At 68.9% G+C, this 22,991-nt stretch carries 20 protein-coding genes; 12 read left to right on the top strand and 8 right to left on the bottom strand.

Annotated elements, in window-relative coordinates:
• The first annotated feature begins 2 nt into the window (after positions 1 to 2).
• On the top strand, positions 3 to 413 hold the full coding sequence (locus OIE13_RS22970; RefSeq protein ID WP_326636725.1) for a DUF742 domain-containing protein: 411 nt from the start codon (positions 3 to 5) through the stop codon (positions 411 to 413).
• A gap of 52 nt (positions 414 to 465) precedes the next feature.
• Here OIE13_RS22970 and OIE13_RS22965 read toward each other — a convergent pair whose 3' ends face one another.
• Together OIE13_RS22965 and OIE13_RS22960 are read right to left on the bottom strand one after the other, a co-directional pair.
• The gene (locus OIE13_RS22965) at positions 466 to 1,425 is read right to left on the bottom strand and encodes an SIS domain-containing protein (RefSeq protein WP_326636727.1); all 960 of its coding nucleotides are present in this window, start codon (positions 1,423 to 1,425) and stop codon (positions 466 to 468) included.
• 26 nt (positions 1,426 to 1,451) lie between these two features.
• A complete protein-coding gene (locus OIE13_RS22960) occupies positions 1,452 to 2,417 on the bottom strand; it encodes a hypothetical protein (protein ID WP_326636729.1) in 966 nt (321 codons plus the stop codon).
• 313 nt (positions 2,418 to 2,730) lie between these two features.
• Here OIE13_RS22960 and OIE13_RS22955 point away from each other — a divergent pair, with 313 nt between their 5' ends.
• Genes OIE13_RS22955 through OIE13_RS22940 form a run of 4 tightly spaced genes read left to right on the top strand, consistent with a single transcriptional unit; the run spans position 2,731 to position 6,524 of the window.
• Complete coding sequence (locus OIE13_RS22955) at positions 2,731 to 3,855, top strand: polyamine ABC transporter substrate-binding protein (RefSeq protein ID WP_326828749.1); 1,125 nt, start codon at positions 2,731 to 2,733, stop codon at positions 3,853 to 3,855.
• A complete protein-coding gene (locus tag OIE13_RS22950; protein ID WP_326636733.1) occupies positions 3,852 to 4,733 on the top strand; it encodes an ABC transporter permease in 882 nt (293 codons plus the stop codon). The genes OIE13_RS22955 and OIE13_RS22950 overlap by 4 nt, the downstream gene beginning before the upstream one ends.
• Complete coding sequence (locus tag OIE13_RS22945) at positions 4,726 to 5,499, top strand: ABC transporter permease (RefSeq protein WP_326636735.1); 774 nt, start codon at positions 4,726 to 4,728, stop codon at positions 5,497 to 5,499. The genes OIE13_RS22950 and OIE13_RS22945 overlap by 8 nt, the downstream gene beginning before the upstream one ends.
• The gene (locus OIE13_RS22940; protein ID WP_326636736.1) at positions 5,499 to 6,524 is read left to right on the top strand and encodes an ABC transporter ATP-binding protein; all 1,026 of its coding nucleotides are present in this window, start codon (positions 5,499 to 5,501) and stop codon (positions 6,522 to 6,524) included. Before OIE13_RS22945 ends, OIE13_RS22940 begins: the two co-directional genes overlap by 1 nt.
• Here the strand turns inward: OIE13_RS22940 and OIE13_RS22935 are convergent.
• Positions 6,518 to 7,126 carry a TetR/AcrR family transcriptional regulator gene (locus OIE13_RS22935; RefSeq protein WP_326636738.1) on the bottom strand — a complete coding sequence of 203 codons (609 nt, stop codon included), beginning with the start codon at positions 7,124 to 7,126 and terminating at the stop codon, positions 6,518 to 6,520. The genes OIE13_RS22940 and OIE13_RS22935 overlap by 7 nt on opposite strands.
• Before the next feature lie 257 nt (positions 7,127 to 7,383).
• Here OIE13_RS22935 and OIE13_RS22930 point away from each other — a divergent pair, with 257 nt between their 5' ends.
• From OIE13_RS22930 to OIE13_RS22905, 6 genes are all read left to right on the top strand, one after another.
• Complete coding sequence (locus tag OIE13_RS22930; protein ID WP_326636740.1) at positions 7,384 to 8,523, top strand: glycosyltransferase; 1,140 nt, start codon at positions 7,384 to 7,386, stop codon at positions 8,521 to 8,523.
• A 34-nt stretch (positions 8,524 to 8,557) separates the two neighbouring features.
• The gene (locus tag OIE13_RS22925) at positions 8,558 to 9,964 is read left to right on the top strand and encodes an aminobutyraldehyde dehydrogenase (RefSeq protein ID WP_326636742.1); all 1,407 of its coding nucleotides are present in this window, start codon (positions 8,558 to 8,560) and stop codon (positions 9,962 to 9,964) included.
• Between the two features lie 194 nt (positions 9,965 to 10,158).
• On the top strand, positions 10,159 to 13,065 hold the full coding sequence (locus tag OIE13_RS22920) for a sensor histidine kinase (RefSeq protein ID WP_326828748.1): 2,907 nt from the start codon (positions 10,159 to 10,161) through the stop codon (positions 13,063 to 13,065).
• Positions 13,062 to 13,484 carry a roadblock/LC7 domain-containing protein gene (locus OIE13_RS22915; RefSeq protein ID WP_030906232.1) on the top strand — a complete coding sequence of 141 codons (423 nt, stop codon included), beginning with the start codon at positions 13,062 to 13,064 and terminating at the stop codon, positions 13,482 to 13,484. The genes OIE13_RS22920 and OIE13_RS22915 overlap by 4 nt, the downstream gene beginning before the upstream one ends.
• 9 nt (positions 13,485 to 13,493) lie before the next feature.
• On the top strand, positions 13,494 to 13,895 hold the full coding sequence (locus OIE13_RS22910; RefSeq protein ID WP_442811519.1) for a DUF742 domain-containing protein: 402 nt from the start codon (positions 13,494 to 13,496) through the stop codon (positions 13,893 to 13,895).
• Positions 13,896 to 13,902: 7 nt separating this feature from the next.
• Complete coding sequence (locus tag OIE13_RS22905) at positions 13,903 to 14,442, top strand: GTP-binding protein (RefSeq protein ID WP_326636747.1); 540 nt, start codon at positions 13,903 to 13,905, stop codon at positions 14,440 to 14,442.
• Positions 14,443 to 14,819: 377 nt separating this feature from the next.
• Here the strand turns inward: OIE13_RS22905 and OIE13_RS22900 are convergent, their stop codons facing one another.
• The 5 genes from OIE13_RS22900 to OIE13_RS22880 form a co-directional block, all read right to left on the bottom strand.
• Positions 14,820 to 15,824: a methyltransferase gene (locus OIE13_RS22900; RefSeq protein WP_326828747.1), complete on the bottom strand. Its 1,005-nt coding sequence runs from the start codon at positions 15,822 to 15,824 to the stop codon at positions 14,820 to 14,822.
• A gap of 125 nt (positions 15,825 to 15,949) precedes the next feature.
• Positions 15,950 to 16,732 carry an ABC transporter ATP-binding protein gene (locus OIE13_RS22895; protein WP_326636751.1) on the bottom strand — a complete coding sequence of 261 codons (783 nt, stop codon included), beginning with the start codon at positions 16,730 to 16,732 and terminating at the stop codon, positions 15,950 to 15,952.
• Positions 16,733 to 16,741: 9 nt separating this feature from the next.
• A complete protein-coding gene (locus OIE13_RS22890) occupies positions 16,742 to 17,533 on the bottom strand; it encodes an ABC transporter permease (protein ID WP_326636753.1) in 792 nt (263 codons plus the stop codon).
• Positions 17,533 to 18,321, bottom strand: a complete 789-nt coding sequence (locus tag OIE13_RS22885) for an ABC transporter permease (RefSeq protein WP_326636755.1) — start codon at positions 18,319 to 18,321, stop codon at positions 17,533 to 17,535. The genes OIE13_RS22890 and OIE13_RS22885 overlap by 1 nt, the downstream gene beginning before the upstream one ends.
• Positions 18,318 to 19,301: an ABC transporter substrate-binding protein gene (locus tag OIE13_RS22880; protein ID WP_326636757.1), complete on the bottom strand. Its 984-nt coding sequence runs from the start codon at positions 19,299 to 19,301 to the stop codon at positions 18,318 to 18,320. The genes OIE13_RS22885 and OIE13_RS22880 overlap by 4 nt, the downstream gene beginning before the upstream one ends.
• Positions 19,302 to 19,979: 678 nt before the next feature.
• Between OIE13_RS22880 and OIE13_RS22875 the strand changes: the two genes are divergently transcribed.
• Positions 19,980 to 22,991: a sensor histidine kinase gene (locus OIE13_RS22875; RefSeq protein WP_326636759.1), complete on the top strand. Its 3,012-nt coding sequence runs from the start codon at positions 19,980 to 19,982 to the stop codon at positions 22,989 to 22,991.

Raw genomic sequence — 22,991 nt, 5'->3', positions numbered from 1 at the left:
CCGTGCGGGCCGACAACTCCGACGGTGGGCAGGACAGGCGCTTCGGGGACGAGCCGGAGTACGGCGAGCCGGTCGAGGAGGAGAGCTCGCTGGTCCGGATGTACGCCGTGACCGGAGGGCGGATCGTGCCGAGCGCCAAGCTCGCCATGGAGGCGATGGTCTCGACCTCGACCACGGCCCAGCTCGGCCTGTCCTACATCCGGGAGTATCGCCTCATCAGCGATCTGTGCCGCCGGGTCCGCTCGGTCGCGGAGATCTCCGCCCTCCTGGGCGTCCCCCTCGGTGTGACCCGTGTCCTGGTCTCCGACATGGAGTCCGAGGGCCTGGTGCGGATCCACCACCCCAAGGTCGACGCGGCGGGCCCCGGTCCCGACATTCTCGAACGCGTCCTCAGCGGCCTCGACCAGATCTGAGGCCGGTCGGGGCCGGTCGGGGCCGGTCGCGGGGCCCGCCGGGGACGGCGGGTCAGCTCGGGGCGAGCCACCACCGGGCGGCGACGAGCTCGGCCACCAGGGTCTCGGTCAGGAGCGCCACGTCGGGATCGTCGTCGTGGCGGTAGCGGATGGAGGCCTTGGCGCCGGGAAGGTCGCCGCCGACGGTCAGGACCGTGGAGCCGCGCTGCCGAATCCACTCCATGGCCTGCTCGTCGTAGCGGGAGCCGGGGAACAGGATGGCGCGGTAGTCGAGGGTCTTGGTGAGGTAGACGTCCACATGGGCCCAGTCACCGGTCTCGCACGCGTCGGCGGCCCTGCGTGGTCCCTCCCGGAACATCAGGGCCGACTGCTCGGCGGAGGACAGGTGCTCGGCGGGGGCGATCGTGTAGACGCCGTGCGGGCCGTCGAGCAGTGCCGCCGCCGGTTCCAGCCACTCGCCGCGGCGCTCCAGCAGATCGGCGGTGGCCTCGGCTGTACGGCGGAGTAGCGCGGGCACATCCCCGCCGGAGGCGGTGAGGCGGTTTCCGAGTGCCAGGAGCAGGGCGAGGGTGTGCTGGAAGGTCCGGCAGGCCACGCCACCGCGCTCCTCGCCGGCCAGCATCAAGGCCACCAGGTCGGCGCCCTCGGTGACCGGCGAGCCCGGCACGTTGGTCAGCGCGACGACGAAGGACCGGCCACGGTGGCGGGCGAGGGCGTCGAGGGTCTCCCTGCTGCCACCGGTGGCGGAGATGGCGACCACCAGGGTGTCCGGGCTCGGCGGGTAGGTCAGGGCGGCGGAGGCGTACTCGGCCACCGCGTCCACTCCGGCCGCCCGCAGGCGCAGCGCGGCCACCCGGGCGGCGTACCGGGAGCTGCCCATGCCGAGGAAGACCACCCGCCGTATCCCGGAGGGAATTCCGGGATACGGGTCGTCGGCCTCCAGCGCGCTTGCCAGGCCGGTCAGCGCGGCCGGCTTGGCCTCCAGATCGGCGAGGTACAGCTCGGGAATCACGTGCTCTCCTTCATCGGTTCCAACGGTCATCGGTAGCGCGACCGCAGCACGCCCATCGGGGCGTAGCGCCAGCGGGGAAGGTGCCGGGCGGCGTATACCAGCTCGCGGCACTCCTGCTCGATCTCGAAAGGGCGCAGCAGGGAACGGTCCAAAAGGGTGGCGTGCCCCAACTCGGCCAGGCGTCCCAGGTAGGCCGACTCCAGGGTGGCGCGGGCCGCGACGGCCCACTCGGCGATCATCGCGGGGTCGGCGTCGCGGCGCCTGACCGCGACCTGACCGACGTGTTCGAGGCTCGTGGTGAGCTGGGCGAGGTCGCGGGCGGCGGGCTGGAAGGGGTTGGCGTCCGCGACGGTCGGGTTGCCGTCGAAGTCGATCACCGCGTACCCGTCCCGCCAGCGGAGCATCTGGCCGACGTGCAGGTCGCCGTGGATGCGGATCAGCGGGGTGGCGCCCGTGGCGGCCGGCGGTGCCAGTTCGGCGCGGAGTGCGCCGGCGTGGGCCGCGAGCCACTCGCCGTCCTCGCCGTCGGTCAGTGCCAGCGCCTCCTCCAGCGCCTCGCCGGCCCGGAGTGACCACGGGCCCTCCGCCGTCCGTACCGGGTCGGGGAAGGTCGTCGACGGGGTCGCCATCGCCGCGTGCAGGTCGGCCGAGAGGACGCCCAGGTCGGCGGCGAAGGAGGTCCCGAAGGAGACGGCCTCGTCCACGCACCACTCCCAGCCGTCCCTCGCTTCGGGGAGGTAGGCGGTGACGAGGGCGAGCAGCGTCTCGGAGCCGTCGTCCGCGCGCCGGGAGAGGGACGCGTAGGGCGTGGCGGTCGCGGTGAAGCCGACCGATGTCAGGTGCGCGAACACGTCGGGCGCGGGCGCCGGGAGCGGTACGGGCGGGGTGAGCCATTTGACAACCACCCTCTCGCCGACGACCACCGAGTGGTTGGTCTGGTCGACGTCGAACCCTCGCTCACCCGTCCGGGCACCCCTGTCGATCAATGACAATTGAGTGTCGGTTGAGAAAACCGGGACAGCCGGGTCGGGAAGCGGATGGAACCGGCGCACGCTGAAGGGGGAGGTATCCGTGCTGGTCAGAGCGCTGAGGAGCGCGCTGCTCCGGCCGTCGCCGGCTCGGGGAACCGTGTCGAGCCGGTTCCAGATTGAAGCTGGATTTAACAAGCGGACCCAACTTTCCAGGGATGATGTCGTGGGAAGTCTTGCTCAAGATAATGTTGACTGCAACACTCCTGGTTTGGTCTGCCGTGTCCCCTACGGCCGGTCTACCCCACTTACGCTGAATTTCGAAGGAGTAGCGGCCGTGTCCCGCACTCGGTATACCCGTAGTCTCCCGGCCGTCGCTTTGACCGCCGGCCTCGCGCTCGCAGTCTCCGCATGTGGAGGAGGGGGCGCGGACACCGCCGCACCCGCCGCCAGCGCCTCGTCTGCGCAGCTCAACCCCAACGCCGATCTGTCCAAGCAGAGCCTCACCATCTCCGTCTGGGACGGCTACACCCCCAAGGAACTGGCCGCCGAGGTCAAGGACAAGCTCAAGACCGACCTCAAGGTCACCCTGCACGACACCAACGAAGCGATCATGGCGAAGCTCACCGGTGGCGCCGACACCGGGCTCGACGTTGCCTTCGTCTCCGGTCAGTACGCCCAGGCCCTCAACGAGGCCGGCCTGCTGGAGCCGCTCCACCCCGAGCTCATCCCGAACCTCGCGAACCTCTATCCCGAGGCCAAGGAGCTCTCCTACGACAAGGGCAACGTCTTCTCGGTTCCCTACACCTGGGGCACCACCGGCATCTGCTACCGGACCGACCTGATGAAGACCGCTCCGACCAGCTGGAACGACCTTCTCGACCCGCCCGCCGAGGCGGTGAAGAAGGTCACCATGATGACCACCGAGCGCTGGCTGGCCCTGCCCGCCATCAAGGCGCTCGGCTACTCGGTCAACACCAAGAACGACGAGGAGATCGCCAAGGTCAAGGCGAAGCTGCTGGAGGCCAAGCCGAAGCTGCTCGGCTATGACGACACCACCTTCGGCGACAAGCTCAAGAGCGGCGAGGCCGTGATGGTCGAGGCGTGGGACGGCTGGTGCCCGACCACCGAGGAGAACATCAAGTTCGCGGTGCCGAAGGAGGGCAGCGACCTGTGGGTGGACACCATGGTCGTGCTGAAGTCCTCCAAGAACAAGGAGGCGGCACACGCCTTCATCAACTACATCCTGGACCCGAAGGTGCACGGCTGGGCCGCGGAGAACATCCTCTACAAGGTCCCGAACAAGGCCGCCATGGACGCGATGAACCCCGAGCTCAAGGCTGCCAACGCCCCGCTGCAGATGAGCCCGTCCGACCTGCTCAAGGGTGAGTCGATCATCGACCTGGGCGAGGACTCACTGAAGTTCACCAAGCTCGCGACCGAGGTCGCGGCCCAGCAGTGACACGCTCCACCACCTCCGGCGCGTCCGTGCGATCACGGGCGCGCCGATCGCGTGCCCTGGGAAGGCTCGTCTTTCTGGGGCCCGGACTGACGTACCTGATCGTCCTGCTGCTCATCCCGCTGGCGCTGCTCATCGGCTTCACGGTGTTTCGCCGGGGACGGTTCGGCGGGGTGGTCTACGAGCTGACGGGGGAGAACTTCACCCGCCTGCTCGACCCCCTCTATCTCGACGTGGTGATCGGCTCGCTGAAACTGGCCGCGATCGCCACGCTGATCGCCCTGCTGGTCGGCTACCCGACGGCCTACCTGATCGCCCAGCTCCCGCGGAAGTGGAAGACGATCGCGCTGGTCGCGGTCGTGCTGCCGTTCTGGACCAACTTCCTGGTGCGCATCTACGCCTGGATCGTCCTGCTGAGCGGTCCCGGGCTGGTCAACAGCACCCTGATGGACCTGGGGCTGATCGACAAGCCGCTGGAGCTGCTCTACAACCAGGGCACCATCGTCACCGGCCTGGTGTACTCGTACCTGCCGCTGATGGTCCTGCCGCTGTACGCGGCGATCGAGAAGCTGGACCCGCAGCTCCGTGAGGCGTCGGCCAACCTCGGAGCCGGGCCCGTCCGCACGTTCGCCTCGGTGACGCTGCCGCTGACCCTGCCGGGCGTGTTCACCGGTTGCCTGTTCGTGTTCGTACCGAGCTTCGGCAACTTCATCATCCCCGAGCTGCTCGGCGGTGGCCGTTCCATCATGGTCGGCAACCTGATCAGGGACCAGTTCCTCAAGGCGCGCGACTGGCCGTTCGGGTCCACCCTCGCACTGGCGCTGCTCGCCGTGCTGATCGTCCTGCTGCTCCTGCAGGCATGGAGTGCCCGACGTGCGTAGACCCCGACTGCTGTACGTCCCCTTCTGGGCGACCTACGTCTTCCTCTACACGCCGATCGTCGTGCTCGTCGCGATGTCCTTCAACGCCGGCGAGTCCCCTTACGTCTACGAGGGTTTCAGCCTGGAGTGGTACGGCGTGCTCGCCGGGAACGCCGGCATCCGCGAGGGCCTGGTCAACACGCTGATCGTCGCGGTGGGCTCCACGGCGCTGGCCACGGTGCTCGGCACCCTGCTGGCCGTGGGCCTGGCCCGCCACACCAGGTCGCGGGTGCTCGACGCGCTCGGCGTGCTGCCGGCCGTCCTTCCCGACCTGGTGCTGGGCATCGGCCTGCTGGTGTTCTACGCCACGATCAAGTCGACCCTCGGGCTGCACTCGGTGCTGCTGGCCCACACGGTGTTCGGCATGGCGTTCGTGGCCGCGGTGGTCCGCACCCGGCTCACCCACGCCGACACCTCCCTGGAGGAGGCGTCCAGGGATCTGGGGGCGACGCCGTTCACGACGTTCGTCCGGATCACCCTGCCGCAGCTGGCACCGGGCATCGGTGCCGGCGCGCTGCTCGCGTTCACCCTCTCGATCGACGAGTTCGTCATCGCGTTCTTCACGGCGGCGCCAACCACGCCGACCCTGCCCATCGTCATCTACTCAATGGTCCGCTTCGGGGTCACCCCCGAGATCAACGCTCTGGCCACGCTGCTGCTGCTCGTGAGCTTCACCGCGGTGATCGTGACCCAGCGGATGACCCGACTGACGGAGTCGCTGTCCTAATGCTGAAGATCACGGGTGTCAGCCGCCGGTTCGGTGACGTCACGGCGCTGTCGGACGTCTCCCTGGAGATCCGGCAGGGCGAGTTCTTCGCGTTGCTCGGCCCCAGCGGCTGCGGTAAGACGACACTCCTGCGGATCCTGGCCGGCTTCGAGTCGCCAGACGAGGGCACCGTCACGCTCGACGGCGACGACCTGCTCGGCCAGGCGGCCCACCGCCGCCCGGTCAACCTGATGTTCCAGTCGTACGCGCTCTTCCCGCACATGACCGTGGCCAGGAACGTCGCGTACGGCCTGGAGCGGGAGAGGCTGGGCAGGGCGGAGATCCGCAAAAGGGTCGACGAGGTCCTGGAGAAGGTCGGGCTGGCGGCGATGGCCGGGCGCAGGCCGCATCAGCTCTCCGGCGGCCAGCGGCAGCGGGTCGCGCTCGCCCGCGCGATCGTCAAGCGGCCACGCCTGCTGCTGCTGGACGAGCCGCTGTCCGCGCTGGACAAGAAGGTGCGCGCGGAGATGCAGCTGGAGCTCAAACGGCTGCAGAACGAGGTCGGCATCACCTTCGTCGTGGTCACTCACGACCAGGAGGAGGCCATGTCGCTGGCCGACAGGATCGCGGTCTTCAACGCCGGCGGGGTCGAGCAGGTGGACGCCCCGGTGGAGCTGTACGAGCGTCCGCGCACGCCGTTCGTCGCCGGTTTCGTGGGGGCCAACAACATCTTCGCGGGCAGGGCCTGCTCGGTCGGCCTGGCCAGCGAGGGGCTCGGCATCCTTCCCGGCACGTCGGGCCTGCCCGACGGCACGCCCGCGCTGCTCGCCGTACGGCCGGAGCGGCTCAGGCTGGGCGACGAGGGCGTGCTGAGCGGAGAGGTCGTCGACGTGAGCTTCTACGGCGGCGTCTCGCACGTGTCGGTACAGGTGAGCGGGCGTCCGGAGCCCGTGCTGGTGGCCACCCAGGGGGCCACCCAGGTCCAGGCGGGCTCCGAGGTGACGCTCGGCTGGGCGGAGGGGGACGGAGTGCTGATCCCTCAATGAGACGAGTCGAGCGGGTTGTTCGTCGCGGTCCTGGCGTAGTCGAGGATGAGTTCCGCCGCCTCCTGCGGGCCGATCATCGGGTGGCGGGCCGTTATGCGATAGCCGTACGCATCTTCGAGCGCGACCAGGTTGCGGGCGATGAGCAGGGAGTCGCCGGAGAGCGTGAAGGTCTCCAGCGCGGCCCCGGTGTCCAGGATGCTCTGGTAGAGCGAGACCTGGCGGTCGTAGAGGGTGGTCAGCAGGAGCGCGTACATCCTGTTGCGGGGCGCGGCGCCGCCGAGCTCGTTGAGCAGCCGGACGTCCGGGTCGTCCGGGCCGTGCGGCAGTCCCGAGCGGATGGTCACGACGAGCTTCTCCGCGGGGTCGCGCGTGCCCTTGATCCGCTTGAGTCGCTGCTCGTAGAAGCGCTCCATCCCGGCATGGTGGGCGTCGACCAGCAACTCGCTGAGGCGCGGGTAGTGGTACAGGACGGCGCCGGAGGTGAGCCCGGCCTCCTCGGCGACATGGTTGAGGTGCACCCCATCGGTGCCGTGCCGGATGATCGCCCGATGCGCGGCCGCGATGAGATCCAGGCGCCGGTCCGCCCGTCCCTTGCGCGTCATATTCCCCCGCTCGTTGAAAATCATGCTCTGTGCCGGGGGCCGTAGTGACCGTTTTCCCGCATTTTTGCTAGCCGAGAATTTCACCATTCTTCAAAAGCCGCAACCTCTAGACGCAAGGAGGCGTGATGTCTCTCACGATCCTGTTCATGCCGGAGAGTGCCTACGGGCCGACGAACAACTGTATCGGCATCGGTGACATTCTTCGTAAGCGCGGACATAGAGTTGTTTTCGCAGCTGAGGCCTCCTGGAAGGGGAAATTGGCGGCCCTCGGATTCGAGGAGGACCTGGTCGATCTCGCACCGCCGGCCGAAGAGGAGCAGGACGCCGGGCAGTTCTGGAAGGACTTCATCAGGGACACCGCCCCGGAATACCGGAAGTCGACCCTGGAGCAACTGGAGACGGTCACCAAGCCGATCTGGGACGCGCTTATCGACGGCGTCAAGTACTGCGAGCCTCAGTTGAAGGGGATTATCGAGCGCGTCCAGCCGGACGTCATCGTCGAGGACAACGTCATCACCTTCCCCGCGCTGCTGACGGCGGGCAAGCCGTTCGTCCGGATCGTCTCCTGCAACCCGCTGGAGGTGCGCGGCGAGGGCGTCGCCCCGGTCTTCTCCGGGCTGCCCGCCGACGACCGGTCGCAGTGGGCCGCCTTCAACGCCGAGCACGACCGCACCCACCGTGAGATCTGGACCGCCTTCAACGAGTGGGTCGTCGAGCAGGGCGCCGACCCGCTGCCGGACCTGGACTTCATCCACGAGGGTGACCTCAACCTCTACGTCTTCCCCGAGATCGCCGACTACGTCGACGCCCGGCCGCTGGGCGACTCCTGGCACCGCCTGGACTCCTCGGTGCGTGAGACGGAGGGCGGTTTCGAGCTCCCCGCGTCGCTGGCCGGGCAGGACGGCCCGCTGGTCTACTTCTCGCTGGGCTCGCTCGGCTCGGCCGACGTCTCGCTCATGCAGCGGGTCATCGACGTGCTGGCCACCACCCCGTACCGTTTCATCGTCTCCATGGGTCCGCTGCACGAGGAGATCAAGCTGGCCGCCAACATGTGGGGCGCCGAGTTCGTCCCGCAGACCAAGATCATTCCTCTGGCGGACCTGGTCATCACGCACGGCGGCAACAACACCACCACCGAGGCGCTGCACTTCGGCAAGCCGATGATCCTGCTGCCCCTGTTCTGGGACCAGTACGACAACGCGCAGCGCGTCCACGAACTCGGCTACGGTGTGCGCCTGTCCACCTACGCCTTCTCCGCCGAGGAGCTGACCGGCGCGCTGGACAGACTCCTGGGCGACGGCGCGCTCCGCGAGCGCCTGGCAGCCGCGGGCGAGGAGATCCGCGGACGGGACGGCCTGCGCAGGGCGGCCGACCTGATCGAGCGGGCCGGCGCCTGACGGCTCTCCGCACCACCACGATGAGGGAAGTTCCATGGGCAAGTTGATCAATCCGGCGACCGGCGAGCTCCTGGGGGAGCCGGCCGACACCCCTGTCGAGGAGGTGGCCGCCGCCGTGCGGCGGGCCCGCGTGGCGTTCCAGGAATGGAGCGCCGCGACCCCGGCCGAGCGGGCCAGGGTGCTGCTGCGTTTCGCCGATCTCGTCGAGGCCGACGCCGAGGAGCTCACCCGGCTGGAGGTCGCCGAGAGCGGCAAGCCCGCGCCGGTCTTCCGCGACGGCGAGTTGCCGTTCGCGGCGGACAACCTCCGCTTCTTCGCCGGGGCGGCCCGTTCGCTGGACGGCACCGGTGCGGGGGTGCTCAGCTCCGGCTACACCTCGGTGCTCGTGCGCCGCCCGGTCGGCGTCGTCGGATCGATCGCCCCGTGGAACTTTCCCCTGGTCATGGCGGTGTGGAAGATCGGCCCCGCGCTCGCCGCGGGGAACGCGGTGGTCATCAAGCCCGCCCCGCAGACGCCCGGCACCACGCTGCGGATGGCCGAGCTGTTCGCCCGCGCGGGCGCGCCCGACGGCCTGCTCCAGGTGGTGCTGGGCGGCGCCGAGGTGGGCGAGGCCCTCGTCACCGACCCGGGCGTCGACATGGTGAGCGTCACGGGCTCCACCGCGACCGGCCGCGCGGTCATGCGCGGTGCCACGGGCTCCCTGAAGCGGGTTCATCTGGAGCTCGGCGGCAAGGCTCCGGCGCTGGTCTTCGGGGACGCCGACCTGTCCGAGATGGCCAGGGGCGTCGCGATGGGCGCCACCTACAACACCGGCCAGGACTGCACGGCCGCGACCCGTGTCTACATCTCCCGGGAGGTGTACGACGAGGCGGTCGAGGCGCTCCACGCGACGCTGGCGCGGATCAGGGTGGGCGACCCCTGGGACCCGGCCACCGACATCGGCCCGCTGATCTCCGCGGGGCACCGCGACCGTGTGCACGGCTTCGTGGAGCGATCCGTCGCCGCGGGTGCCTCCGTGCTCTGCGGCGGCGCCCCGCTCGAAGGGCCCGGATTTTACTACCCGCCGACGCTGATTTCCGGTGCGACCCAGGACAGTGAGATCGTTCAGGGTGAACTCTTCGGCCCGGTGCTGGTCGCCCTGCCCTTCGACGGAGAGGACGAGGCGGTGCGGCTGGCCAACGACACCGTCTACGGGCTGGCCTCGTCGGTCTGGTCTGCGGACGTGGCCAGGGCGCTGCGCGTGTCGCATCGGCTCGATGTGGGCGTGACCTGGGTGAACGACCATCTGCCCATCGCCTCTGAGGCACCGCACGGCGGGGTCAAGGGGAGTGGCTTCGGCAAGGACATGAGTCAGGAGGCGGTTGGGGAATACTCTGTGACCCGCCACCTGATGATCAAGCACCAGGCTCCGGAGGTGAGGGATTCCTTCAGACCGGCCTGAAAGCTTTGTAGCCGTATGTCCTTTTTTTGGGGATTTATCGGCTTTTACTCCATTCGAAGTGACATAAAGGATGTGCTCAAATTGCTTTCGCCGCTTCCGAATTCGGCGAGGGGTTACGTAGGCCAGTGATGACACAAGACCGCCGAAGCCACCGCGCGTCAGGGGGCAGTCGACTCCTGCCGGCGAACTGGCGTGTGCGTCCACGTCTGGTCGCGCTGATCCTGCTCCCGACCGCCGCGGCCATCCTGCTCACCGGCCTCCAGTTGACCACCGCCCTCTCCACGGCCGGTGAGTACCGCCGGATGACCGAGGTCGCCTCACTGGTCGAGTCGCTCGGCACGCTCTCCCACGAGATGGCCGAGGAGCGCGACCTCACCGCCTGGTACGTCGCCGGTGCCAACCGCACCCGGCTCACCAAGGTCAGGGAACAGCGTGGGGTGGTCGACCGGAGCAGCAAGCAGACGCTGGCCGCCGTGGAAGCCCTCGACGAGTCGCAGGCGGCCCGTGTCCGTACCGAGGTCACCCAGATCCGCGGCTGGCTCGACGGTCTCCCCGGCCTGCGCAGACTGATGACCGACGGCAGCGTGCTGCCCCGGGCGGCCCTCGGCATGTACTCCCGGATGATCGCCGACTTCATCACCCTCCACGACGACCTGGGGCGCAGTGGCGGTGACGAGCGCCTCATCGGTGACGCGCTCGCGCTGGGCGCGCTGAGCCGGGCCAAGGAACAGGTCGCCAGGCAGCGGGGCACCCTCCTCGTCAGCTTCCTGGACCGCAAGTTCGACTTCGACGACCCCGCCGACCTGCTGGGCGCGTACCGGAGCCAGCAGAGCGAGGAGAACGCCTTCCGCGCGACCGCCTCGGCCGCCGACGTCAAGAAGTTCCGCGATGTGGTCAACGGCCCCAAGATCGACCAGGCCGACTCCATGCGCGCCCTCGTCATGTCCTTCATTCGGGAGAACAAGCCGCTGGAGCGGATCGGTACCGGCTGGCTCAGGAGCGCCGACACCTGGTACACCGCCTCCTCCGCGATCGTGGACAACATGCGGACCGTCGAGCGCGGCCTGTCGGCCGCGGTGGTGGCCCGCAGCCAGGAGATGGAGGCCGCGGAACAGCGCAGCGCCGCGATCTCCGGTGCCTCGATCCTGGTCCTGCTGGTCCTGATCCTGCTCATCACCGCCTGGGTGGCCGGCACGCTCGTCCGGCCGCTGCGCAAGCTGCGCAGCGAGGCGCTTGAGGTGGCCGACAGCCGGCTGCCCGAGACCGTCCGGGCGCTGCGGGAGTCCGGAGACCACGCTCCGAACATCGAGGTGCCCTCCATCGGGGTGGCCTCCCGCGACGAGATCGGGGAAGTGGCCAGGGCCTTCGACGAGGTTCACCGCGAGGCCATCCGGCTGGCGGGTGACGAGGCCCGGCTGCGAAGCAACATCAACGCGATGTTCGTCAACCTCTCCCGGCGCACCCAGTCGCTCGTGGAACGCCAGATCGACCTCATCGACGACCTGGAGCAGGGCGAGCAGGACGAGGGCCGGCTGGGCAGCCTCTTCAAGCTGGACCACCTGGCCACCCGCATGCGCCGGAACTCCGAGAACCTCCTGGTCCTCGCCGGTCAGGAGCAGAGCCGCCGGTGGAGTGAGCCTGTTCCGCTCAGCGACGTGGTCCGCGCCTCGCTGTCGGAGGTCGAGAACTACGAGCGGGTGAACCTCCGGGTCGAGTCGGGCATCTCGATCATCGGCCACGCCGTCAACGACATCGTCCACCTGGTCGCGGAGCTCGTCGAGAACGCGATCTTCTTCTCGCCGCAGGACACCAAGATCACGGTGACCAGCAACGGCAACGAGATGGGCGCCGTCATCCTGGCGGTCACCGACGCGGGCATCGGCATGAGCGACGAGGAACTGGCCGAGGCCAACCGGCGGCTGGCCGAGCCCCCCGCGGTGGACCTGTCGGTCTCCCGCCGGATGGGCCTTTTCGTGGTCGGCCGGCTGGCCACGCGCCACGGGATCAGGGTCCAGCTCCGGCGCCCCGAGACCGGTGGCCTGAGCGCCGTCGTGCTCCTGCCGGCGCAGGTGGTGGCCCAGGGCACGGTGATGCCCGAGATGGCGATGGCCGGACAGGGCGGCATGCCGCCCGGTTTCTTCGGTGATCCCGCGAACTCGTTCTCCTCCGTCAACCCCGACCCGTTCTCCTCCGTCAACCCCGACCCGTTCGGCTCCGTTCCGAACCTGGACCCGTTCGGGACCGGTGCCGGGCCCGGTGGCCGACCGCAGGCCGGCCTCGGGCAGCCCGCCCAGGCGCCACCCCAGCCGCCCCAGGTGCCGGCGCCGATGTCCGGAGACCTCTGGTCGGGGCCGGTGGTGCCCGCCTCCGCGGTGGAGGACCTGTGGTCGTCGCCGCTGACGCCGACCCCGGCGCCGTCGTTCCCCTCGGCATGGTCCGAGACCTCCTCGTCCGAGCTGTGGACGCCGCAGCGGCTGGAGCCGGTGGAGAACACCCAGGCCCTTCCCGTGGTCGAGGTGTCGCCGACGGAACCGGAGCCGGAGGAGTTCCTTCCGATCTTCGAGGCGGTGGGGTCCGACTGGTTCCGCAGCAGCGCGTCCGTCGCACCCGAGCAGGAGCAGGGGGCCGATCTCGATCCCGATCCCGAGCCTGTCGCCGAGACCAGGCCTCGGCCGCTGGAGCCACGGGTCAGGCGGGGGCCGCAGGGGCTGGAGACCCAGAACTTCCCGAAGGTCTCGGATTCCATGCCGCAGCCGCAGCCGCAGCCGCAGCCGCAGCCGCAGCCGATCAAGCCGGTCATGCCGGCGGCCGAGAGGCAGCCGTGGAGCACCCCCTCAGATCAGGGCTGGGCAGCCGCCGAGGCCGCCAAGAAGCCCATGGAGGGCGGCGTGACCGGATCGGGCCTGCCGAAGCGGGTGCCCAAGGCGAACCTCGTTCCCGGAGCCGCTTCGGCGGCACCGGCTGCGCAGCCCCTCTCGATGCCGCCGATATCGGCGGATCGGGTGCGCAGCCGCCTGTCCAGTTTCCAGCAAGGCGTACGGCAGGGGCGCGCTGAGATGAGCGAACGCGCCAAGGCCGTCGAGGGAGAGAACCAGCAGTGAACAACCAACTCAGCCAGGCCGCCCGTGGCTTCAACTGGCTGATCACCGAGTTCGTCAAGGAGATGCCCGGAGTGGCACACGCGGTGATCGTCTCCGCGGATGGGCTCCCGCTCGCCTACTCCCAGGGGTTTCCCAAAGATCGAGCGGATCAGCTCGCCGCGATCACGGCCGGTCTGATCAGCCTCACCCAGGGTGCCTCACGAGTCTTCGAGGGCGGCCCTGTGGCACAGACGGTGATCGAGATGCAGCGGGGTCTCCTGCTGACCATGTCGATCAGTGATGGTTCCGCGCTGGCCGTACTGGCCTCGCCGGACTGCGACATGGGCCTCGTGGCCTACCAGATGACACTGCTCGCAGAGCGTGCCGGTCAGGCGCTTACGCCTGCGCTACGGGCCGAACTGCAGTCGGTTCAGCGATAGGGGGGTGATATGGAGGCACCAGGTTGGCGTGGGCCCGGGGAGGAACCCCCGAACACGCCCAAGGCCAAGAGCGGGCGAGACCGTTTGATTCGCCCGTACGCTGTGACCGGGGGCAGGACCGCCCCTCGGATGCAGCTCGCTCTCGAGGCGCTGGTCTCCTCGGCGACGTTGGCGGGAGTGGATCCCACCACGCTCTCCACGGAATATCAGGCGATCATTTCGCTGTCCCGGCAGGTGCGCTCGGTTGCCGAGCTCTCCGCCCTGTTACGCATGCCACTCGGCGTGACCCGGGTACTGATCGCGGACATGGCGGCCGAGGGCCTGGTGCAGATCCACCAGCCGTCGCTGGATGCGGGTAAGCCGAATCTCAATTTGCTTGAAAGGGTGCTCAGTGGGCTTCGCAGGCTCTGACGCCGGGATGACGTCGACGAAGATCGTCGTCGCCGGCGGGTTCGGTGTCGGCAAGACGACCTTCGTCGGCGCGGTCTCCGAGATCATGCCGCTGACCACGGAAGCGGTGATGACAGAGGCCAGTGCGGACGTCGATGACCTCTCGCACATCCCGACAAAGCGCACCACCACGGTCGCCATGGACTTCGGCCGGGTCTCGCTGGACCGTGACCTGATCCTGTACCTGTTCGGTACGCCTGGTCAGCACCGGTTCTGGTTCATGTGGGACGACCTCGTGAAAGGTGCGATCGGCGCGGTCGTGCTCGTCGACACCCGGAGGCTGGCCGACAGCTTCCCGGCGGTCGACTACTTCGAGGAGGCAGGACTGCCGTTCGTCGTGGCCCTCAACGGGTTCGGCGGATCGCACGTCCACGGTGAGGAGGAGGTGCGGGAGGCTCTGACGATCTCCCCGCACATCCCCATCGTCCGGACCGACGCCCGGTCCCGTGACGCCGTGAAGTCGACCCTGATCACCTTGGTCGAGCACGTTCTCACGCTCAGGGTCTGACCTCCTGACGTGGGCCTCGCCCCGAGGGGGCGAGGCCCACGTCTTTCCCGCCCCCACCCGCTCCCAACCCCGTTCCGGTGTCCGCCCCCGCATCGCGTGCCGTTCCCTCCAGGGCGTCCGTCCTCCGGGCAGATGTACCGGTCGCCTGCCGTGCCGATTGAGCAGGTGACCACCGATCTCACGGTGGTCGTTTCCTTTCTGTGCGAAAAGTGGTTGGAAAAGCGGCGGCCGGTGACGTGAACCTCACGTCACCGGCCGCCGCTTTTTCGCGGGCCCCGCATCGGGCCTGTATCGGGCCCTGAGTCGGGCTCCGCATCGGGCCTGTATCGAGCCCCGCATCAGGCCTGTATCGGGCTGAGTCGGCCCCTGAATCGGCCCTAAATCGGCAGGGCCTCCACGATTGAGGCGCCACCGGGCAGTTCAACCTGCCGGCTGAGCCGGAAACCGGACTTGCCCAGGAGTTCGGCGTACTCGGAGGTGCTGCGTTCCATGCCCTCGCCGAAAAGGGCGAGCATTCGCATGTCGACGTCCTTGCTGATGTGCGGCCTGTCGTCGTCCGGCACCACGGCCTCCACCAGGAGCACACGGCCGTCGTCGGAGATGGCCTCCCTGACGTTGCGCAGGATCCGTACGGAGTCCTCGTCGGACCAGTTGTGGATCACGCTGCTCAGCAGGTAGGCGTCCGCCCCGGCGGGTACCGAGGCGAAGAAGTCGCCGTCCACGAATTCGCACCGGTCTTCAAGGCCGGCCTCGGCGAAGAACTCCCTGGCCCCGCTGACGACCTGTTCCTGGTCGAACAGCACACCGCTGAGATCTGAGTGTTCCTTCAGGACCGCGGCCAGGATGTGCCCCTTGCCGCCGGCCACGTCCACCAGGGTCCGCACGCTGGAGAAGTCATAGCGGGAGGCCACGGCGTCCGCGAACGGCTGGGCCCTGACCACCATGTAGTCGTCGAACAGCGCGCCGGCCCCGGGGGTGGCCTTCAGGTAGCCGTAGAAGTGCCCGTGTCGCTCGACGAAGCCCGACCTGCCGGTGCGCACGGTCTGCGGGAGCTTGCCCATGCCGTACCAGAAGCCGTCCTCGGCGATCATCCGTACGGCGGAGCGGAGCGAGCCGGGCACGTCGGCGCGGAGGGTGGCACCCGCCTCGGTCAGCTCGTAGGTGTCGGGCGCCGCGGTCGCGACCATGCCCATGGCGGCGAGCTGGCGGAGCACCCTGCCGAGCCCGGACGGGTCGGCGCCACAGCGCAGTGCGAGCTCGTCAACGCTCAGGGCGCCGTCTCGCAGCTGGTCGGCGCAGCCCAGCTCGGCCATCGTGGCCAGGGCGGCGAAACGGGAGACGCCACCGATCGCATCCCAGACGGGTGCCTGTGGGTCGCTCATGAAAATCCTCTCTCTGCGGCGTGCGGTCCTGAGGGGGGGACCGGGTACGCCCCGGCAAGCGTGCGCGGGACCCGCGGCCCGGGCGGGGGGCGTGGATTCCGGCGGGTGTTCTCAGGGGTCGGGTGTCAGGGGGTCGAGGCCGACGGGCTCCGCATGCCGCGCACCAGGCGGCCGACCTCGGCGCGCAGGTGCACGAAGTCGGGATGCTCGCGGGTGGTGATCTGGTCGCGCGGTCCCGGCAGGTCCACGCGCAGGTCACCGACGATCCCGGCCGGGGCCTTGGACAGGACCACGACGCGGTCACCGACGTAGACGCTCTCGTCGATGTCGTGGGTGATCAGCACGATGGTCATGTTGTGCAGGTTGCGGACCCGCAGGGTCAGGTCTTCCAGGTCCTCGCGGGTCTGGGCGTCCACGGAGCCGAAGGGCTCGTCCATCAGCAGCAGGGCCGGTCGGTAGGCCAGGGCGCGGGCGATGGACACCCTCTGCTGCATGCCCCCCGACAGTTGCCACGGGTACTTGGCCGCGGCGCCGTGCAGGCCGACCTCCTCCAGCGCCTCCAGCGCGGCCTGCCCGCGCTGCCGCTTGTCCAGTCCCCTGCGGCGCAGCGGGAGCGAGACGTTGTCGGCCACCGACATCCAGGGGAACAGGGAGCGGCTGTAGTCCTGGAAGACAACGGCCAGGTTGTCGGGGGTCTGCTCGACGTGGGCGCCGTTGAGCGTGACCTGGCCGACGCTGGGCCGGAGCAGCCCCGCGATGGAGCGCAGCAGTGTGGACTTGCCGCACCCGGAGGGGCCGACGATGCACACCAGCTCACCCTGGGCGACCTTCAGGTCGATGCCGCCCAGCGCGTTGTGGGCGGTCGGCCCGCTGCCGTAGGTGTGGGACAGATTCGTGATCTCAAGCACAGCAGGTCCTCAGGTCGTCTGCTTGGCGGAGCGGTGCCAGGACAGGACACGTCGTTCGGTCGCCAGGAACGCCGAGTTGAACACGTATCCCAGGACACCGAGGACCACGATGGTTCCCCACACGCCGGGGAAGTCGTACGACCTCTGGGCGTCCAGAAGCTGGAAGCCGATCCCGTCGACGCTGCCGACGAGTTCGGAGAGCACCATGAGGATCAGTGCCAGTGACAGGCTGACCCGGAGTCCGGCGAAGATCTTCGGCATGGCCGAGGGCAGGATGATCCGGAACAGTCGCTCACCGCCCGACAGCCCGAAGACCCTGGCGGTGTCCAGGTGCTGGCGGTCGACCTGGCGCGCCCCCTCGGAGGCGTTGATCAGGATCGGCCAGACGATGCCGAACGCGATGAAGCTGATCTGCATCCGGGGGCCGATGGAGAACAGTGCCATGAAGAACGCCAGCAGCATGGGCGGCGGGATGGCGCGGGCGAACTGGATCAGGGGGTCGACGAAGCGGAAGAGCAGGGGGGAGCGGCCCAGGGCGACCCCGAGGACGATCCCGACGACCCCGGCCAGCACCCATCCGGCCAGCAGCCGGCCGACGCTCACGGGGATGTTCGTCAGCGCCGCGTCGGTCAGCCAGAGCCGCTCCGCGGGGCCGGTCAGCCACATCGTGTACATGCTGGTCGCGATCTGCGACGGCGGCGGGAAGCTCAGCATCTCGATGCCGCGGGTGAGAAGCTCCCACAGCACCAGAACGACGGGCACCGGCCACAGCCGGACCGCGCCGCGCAGCAGGCCGTTCATCAGGCCACCTCCGTACGGGCGGTGTGCCAGCGGAAGACCCGCCGTTCCGCGAGCACGAACAGGCTGTTGGTGACCACGCCGATGATCCCGGTCCAGATGGCGGCGGCGATGATGTACTCCACCGCGTCCACGCTGCCGCCGCTCTCCAGGACGTAACTGCCGATGCCCTGGGCGCCGCCGCCGAGCAGTTCCGCGCTGATCGCCACAATGAGCGCGATCGCCGACGCCAGCCGGACGCCGGTGGCGATGAAGGGCGCCGTGCTCGGCAGGGAGACGCGCCACAGCACCGCGGACTTCCCGAACCCGAAGCTGCGGAGGGTCTCCTTGGCGAGCGGGTCGACGTCCTTGAGGCCGTACATCGTGTTGATCAGAACGGGCCAGGTCGCCGCGTAGACGATCAGGGTGACCTTCATGTCGAACCTGTCGGAGAACACGGCGAGCGCCAGCGGGATCAGCGCGATCGACGGGATCGGGCGCAGGAACTCAAGGATCGGCCGGAGCGCGCCCTCCACGCGGGGCAGGCTGCCGAGCAGGAACCCGGCTGGTACGGCGAGCGCGACCGTGATCAGTAATCCAAAGGCCCAGGCGCCGAGGGTCGAGGCGACGTCGGAGAGGAACTCCCCGTCCGTCACGAGCGTGGCTGCTCGACCGAGCACCGTGGAGGCCAGCGGGAACGAGAGCGAGCTGATCAGCCCGGCCCGGCCCGCGACCTCCATGACGCAGAACAGCCCTGCGGTGCCGAGGGCGCCGCAGAGCAGCCTGCTGTCGAGCGGGTTACGCCGTGTCACCCGAGGTTTCCAGGAAGGATGGTCTTGGCCTGGATCGGGCTCTTCAGGTAGCCCTGCTCGACCATCAGGTCGGCGACCCGCTGCAGGCGGGTCTCGTCAAGGCTGGTGGGGAAGGAGCCGAGGGTGATGACGGCGGCGGTCGCGGCGTCGATCTTGGTGTAGGTCGGCAGGATCTGCTCGACGGCCTTGCGGTCGGTGGCGGCGATCTGCTGGGCCTTGGCGATCGCACGCTGGAAGGCGGCGACGGTCTTGGGGTTCTCGGTGGCGAAGCTCTCCATCACGATCACGCCGGCGATGGGGAAGTCGGCGGTGGAGTCGACCATCGTGTCGGCGAGCTTCTGGGCGCCGAGGTTCTTCTGCACCGCGGTCAGGGCCGGCTCCGTCATCCAGGCCGCGTCGACGACCTTGTTGGCCAGCTGGGCACCCATCTCGGGGAAGGGGAACTCCAGGAACTGCACGTCGTTCTCGGTGAGGCCGTGCGTCTTGAGCACCGTGGTCACCGCCAGGGTGCCGATGTTCTTGAGGCTGTTGACCGCGATCTTCTTGCCCTTGAGGTCGGCGGGCGTCTTGATCGATGAGTCCTTGGGAACCATGATGTTGAACGAGTTCGGGCTGGCCTGGTAGAGGTCTGAGATGATCTGCATCTTGTTGCCGGCCGCGACGGCCAGGAAGGCCGACACGTAGTTCGTCTGGGTGGCGTCCAGGGAGCCGCCGACGAGGGCCTGCTGGGCCTGAGCACCGCCGACCACCGGCTCGATGTTGACGGTGAGCCCCTCGGCCTTGAAGTAGCCCTTGTCCTTGGCGATGTAGAGCGCGGCCGAGTCGGGGATCGGCAGCGCGCCGATCTTGATCTGGGTCTTCTCCAGACCACCCGCGTTCGCGGCGGTGTCAGCGGGTTTGTCGGAACCTCCGCAGGCGCTCAGCACCAGGGCGGCGGCGACTCCTGCAATGACGGCCCGGCTCGCAAGTGTGAACCTCATGGGTCTCCTTTTAGCTGCATTAGCTGCATTTGACCGCCCCTGCCGGAGCTCGCGGTAACTCATCGGGCGACATGGAGGTGGTCCCGGGAGGCATGTTGGTCAAGGGGGGTTTGCCGACCGCGGATCAGAGTAGCGGAGTAGATCAGTCAAATTACAAGTACCACCCCTTTCGCCCCTTTCGCCCCTAAGCCACAAAGAAGTCACACGCCACCCAGTTGTCACACCCGTAACAATCAACAGATAGATCCGCATAGCGGGCGTAGTCAAAGATGTCAATAAACCTGATCCGCAATTTTGTGGAAGTTTGTGGCTATGAGGCGGAGAGTCATCGCCCGGTTACGGATGCCATGTGCCCGTTCGGGCGGAAATGTGAGTTATGTGCTGTTGGCCGAACTCTTCCGGCTGTGCTCCAATAACCCCTACCCCATGGATGCGTCGGCGTCACCTGCACATCATTGCGTGACGCGATCCCCTCCAAGCAGACGATCCGAGGAGAGGCAGCGGAGGCCAGTGAGGACAGCGTCAATCCCCAGCGAACGCGAATCCGGGCCGGCACCTGCCCGGGGATTCGACAACCAGGGGAGGCGGCCGCAGCGCGGCCCGAGCTCGGACCCGGACGGTCCTGACTCCGAAAGGTCCGCGAGGAACGGAGGCAAGCTCGCGCTCAAGAACTGGCGGGTGAGATCGCGACTGATCGCGCTCATCGTCATCCCCACGGCCGCCGCCATCGTGCTGGGCGGCCTGCGGGTCACCACCTCGATCAGCAGCGCCGCCGAGTACGAGCGCGTGCGCACCACCGCCGAACTCACCGCGGGCCTCAGCCACCTGGTCGACGAGCTACAGGTCGAGCGGGACCTGTCGGGCCGGTACGTGGCACAGGGCAGACTGAGCACTGGCAAGTCGAACCTGCGCAAGCAGTACGAGAGCGTCGACGGTGTCGCCCGCGAGCTGCGCACCAGCATCGACGGCGTCATCAATGACAACGGCGTCGTGGAGACGTTCAGCACCCGGAGCAGGACCGAGCTCACGCAGATCCGCAGCCGCATCGACGAGCTCAAGAGCCTGCGTGACGCGGTGACGGCCACTCAGCTACCGGCCCAGCCCACGATCGCCGCGTACTCCCGTACCATCGCGGACCTGCTGGCCCTGCACGACGAGATCATTCAGGGCGGCGCGGACCAGGAGATCACCTCCAGCGCGGCCGCGTTCGCCGCGCTGGCCAGGGCCAAGGAACAGATGTCCAGGGAGCGGGCGAACCTCGCCGTCGCCCTCGCCGTCAGGGGGTTCAGCGCGGAAGGCCTCAACGCCATGCTGGCCGCCCGGGCGCAGCTCGACGGCGAGCTCGCGACCTTCCGCTCCGAGGCCTCGGTCGCCCAGCGCCAGCTCTACGACGACACGGTCAGCAGCCAGAAGAAGGACCGTGCGGCGGCACTGCGCGCCCGCGCCATCTTCCTGGCCCTCAACGGCCAGCCGCTGAGGAACGTCGACGTCTCCAGGACCGGACTCGGTGACCAGACGACCTGGTTCGACGCCTCCAGTGACATCGTCGACCGCATGCGCACGGTGGAGAAGGGGGTCGCCGACACCCTCATCACGCAGAGCCGGGTCCTGCAGGAGTCCGAGCAGCGCGGAGCGCTGATCGCCGCCGGGCTGAGCGCGCTACTGCTCATCCTCGTCCTGGTCATCACCGCGATCATGGCGCGGTCGCTGGTCAGGCCGCTGCGCAGGCTCCGCACCGAGGCGCTTTCCATCGCCGGTCAGCGTCTGCCCGAGACCGTCCAGAGCATGCGCGAGAGCGGCGAGGTCTCGACCACCGACATCACCCCGATCGGTGTCGCCTCCGACGACGAGATCGGTGAGGTGGCCCGGGCCTTCGACGAGGTTCACCGCGAGGCCGTGCGACTGGCGGGCCAGGAGGCCACGCTGCGGAGCAACGTCAACTCGATGTTCGTCAACCTCTCCCGGCGCAGCCAGACACTGGTGGAGCGCCAGCTCTCCCTCATCGAGAGCCTGGAGCAGGGCGAGCAGGACGAGGGCCGGCTCGGCAGCCTCTTCCGCCTCGATCACCTCGCCACCCGTATGCGCCGCAACTCGGAGAACCTCCTGGTCCTCGCCGGCCAGGAGCCCGCCCGCCGGTGGAGCCAGCCGGTCCCGCTCATCGACGTGGTCCGCGCCTCGCTGTCGGAGGTCGAGAACTACGAGCGGGTGGACCTGCAACTGTCCGCGGGCGTGGCCGTGGTCGGCACCTCCGTCAACGACATCGTCCACCTGATCGCGGAGCTCGTGGAGAACGCGATCTCCTTCTCCCCCCGGGAGACCAAGGTCATCGTCTCCAGCAACCGCATCGACGGTGGTGGCGTGATGGTCTCGGTGACCGACATCGGCATCGGCATGACCGCCGAGGAACTCGCCCAGGCCAACTGGCGACTGGCCAACCCGCCGGTGGTGGACGTATCGGTCTCCCGCCGGATGGGCCTGTTCGTGGTCGGCCGTCTTGCCCTGCGGCACGGCATCCGAGTCCAGCTCAGGCAGCAGGACAACGGCGGCCTGACCGCCATGGTCCTGCTCCCGGAGAACCTGCTCGCCGTCACCGCCCGCCCGGGAGGCCCTCCCGGTGCCATGACGCAGAGCGGCGACTGGGCCAACTCCATGGTGTCCATGGACCGCCCGCCCGTGCTGGCAAGCCCCGACGCCCCCCCGATGCCGTCCTTCGCCTCGTTCGAGGCCGCTCACCAGAACTCGTTCTCCTCCTTCGACATGGGGCAGCAGTTCAACTCCTTCGAGGCCTCGCAGTTTCCCTTCGGAGGCGGCCAGTTCGGGCAGGCGCCCGTCGACACCCCGTGGCCGGGACAGCTTCCGCCGCCGGGCACCACTCCCGGTCACGGCTGGCCGGACGCCCCCCCGCCCGACCCCACCGCGTGGCGGCAAGGCCAGGGCAATTCGCCCCGCGGCGACGCGGGAATGTGGTCCGGGGCACCGAGCGCGCCCGCGCGCGGTGACGCCCCCGTCTGGCCCGGCGGGCAGAGCAGGGACGGCGGCCCCGACGCCTGGTCGGACTCCTCGCTCCGCGGCGGAGACTCCGGAGGATGGCCGTCCACCGGCGACTCCGGCCTGTTCGGGCGGCGTCCGTTCGACCCGGCGGACAACACCGGCCCGCTGCCGGTGATCCCCGACTCCTCGCCGATGGAAGAGGCGAAGGAGGAGTTTCTGCCGATCTTCGCGGCCGTCGAGTCCGACTGGTTCAAGAAGGTCGAGCCGGTCCCGGCCGTCGAGGAACGGGGCCAGGAGGTCGAACCGGTTCAGCCGGTCCAGGCCGTTCAGGAGACCGTCCAGCTCTCACAACCGGTCGCCCCCGCGCAGGGGAACGGCTGGTCGTCGCCCGCCGATGTGGGCTGGCAGGCGGCCAAGGCCGCCAGTGAGCCCACACGTGGCGGGATCACCGGTTCCGGGCTGCCCAAGCGGGTGCCCAAGGCGAACCTGGTGCCCGGTACGGCCGCGCCCGACCTGAGCGCGGCTCCCCAAGCTCCCGTGCTCCGGCCGACTGTCTCCCCGGAGGCGGTGCGCAACAGGTTGGCGAGCTTCCAGCAGGGAGTACGGCAGGGCCGCGCGGCAGCCAGGGGCGAAGCCGGAGACGGACGGCCGTATCCCGACTTCGGCCGGGACGTTGAAGGAAACAAGGAGGACCGGTGA

The organism is Streptosporangium sp. NBC_01810, from assembly GCF_035917355.1.
GTDB lineage: Bacteria > Actinomycetota > Actinomycetes > Streptosporangiales > Streptosporangiaceae > Streptosporangium.
The sequence above is the reverse complement of the archived record's forward strand: the minus strand, read 5'-3'. Positions and strand labels throughout refer to the sequence as shown.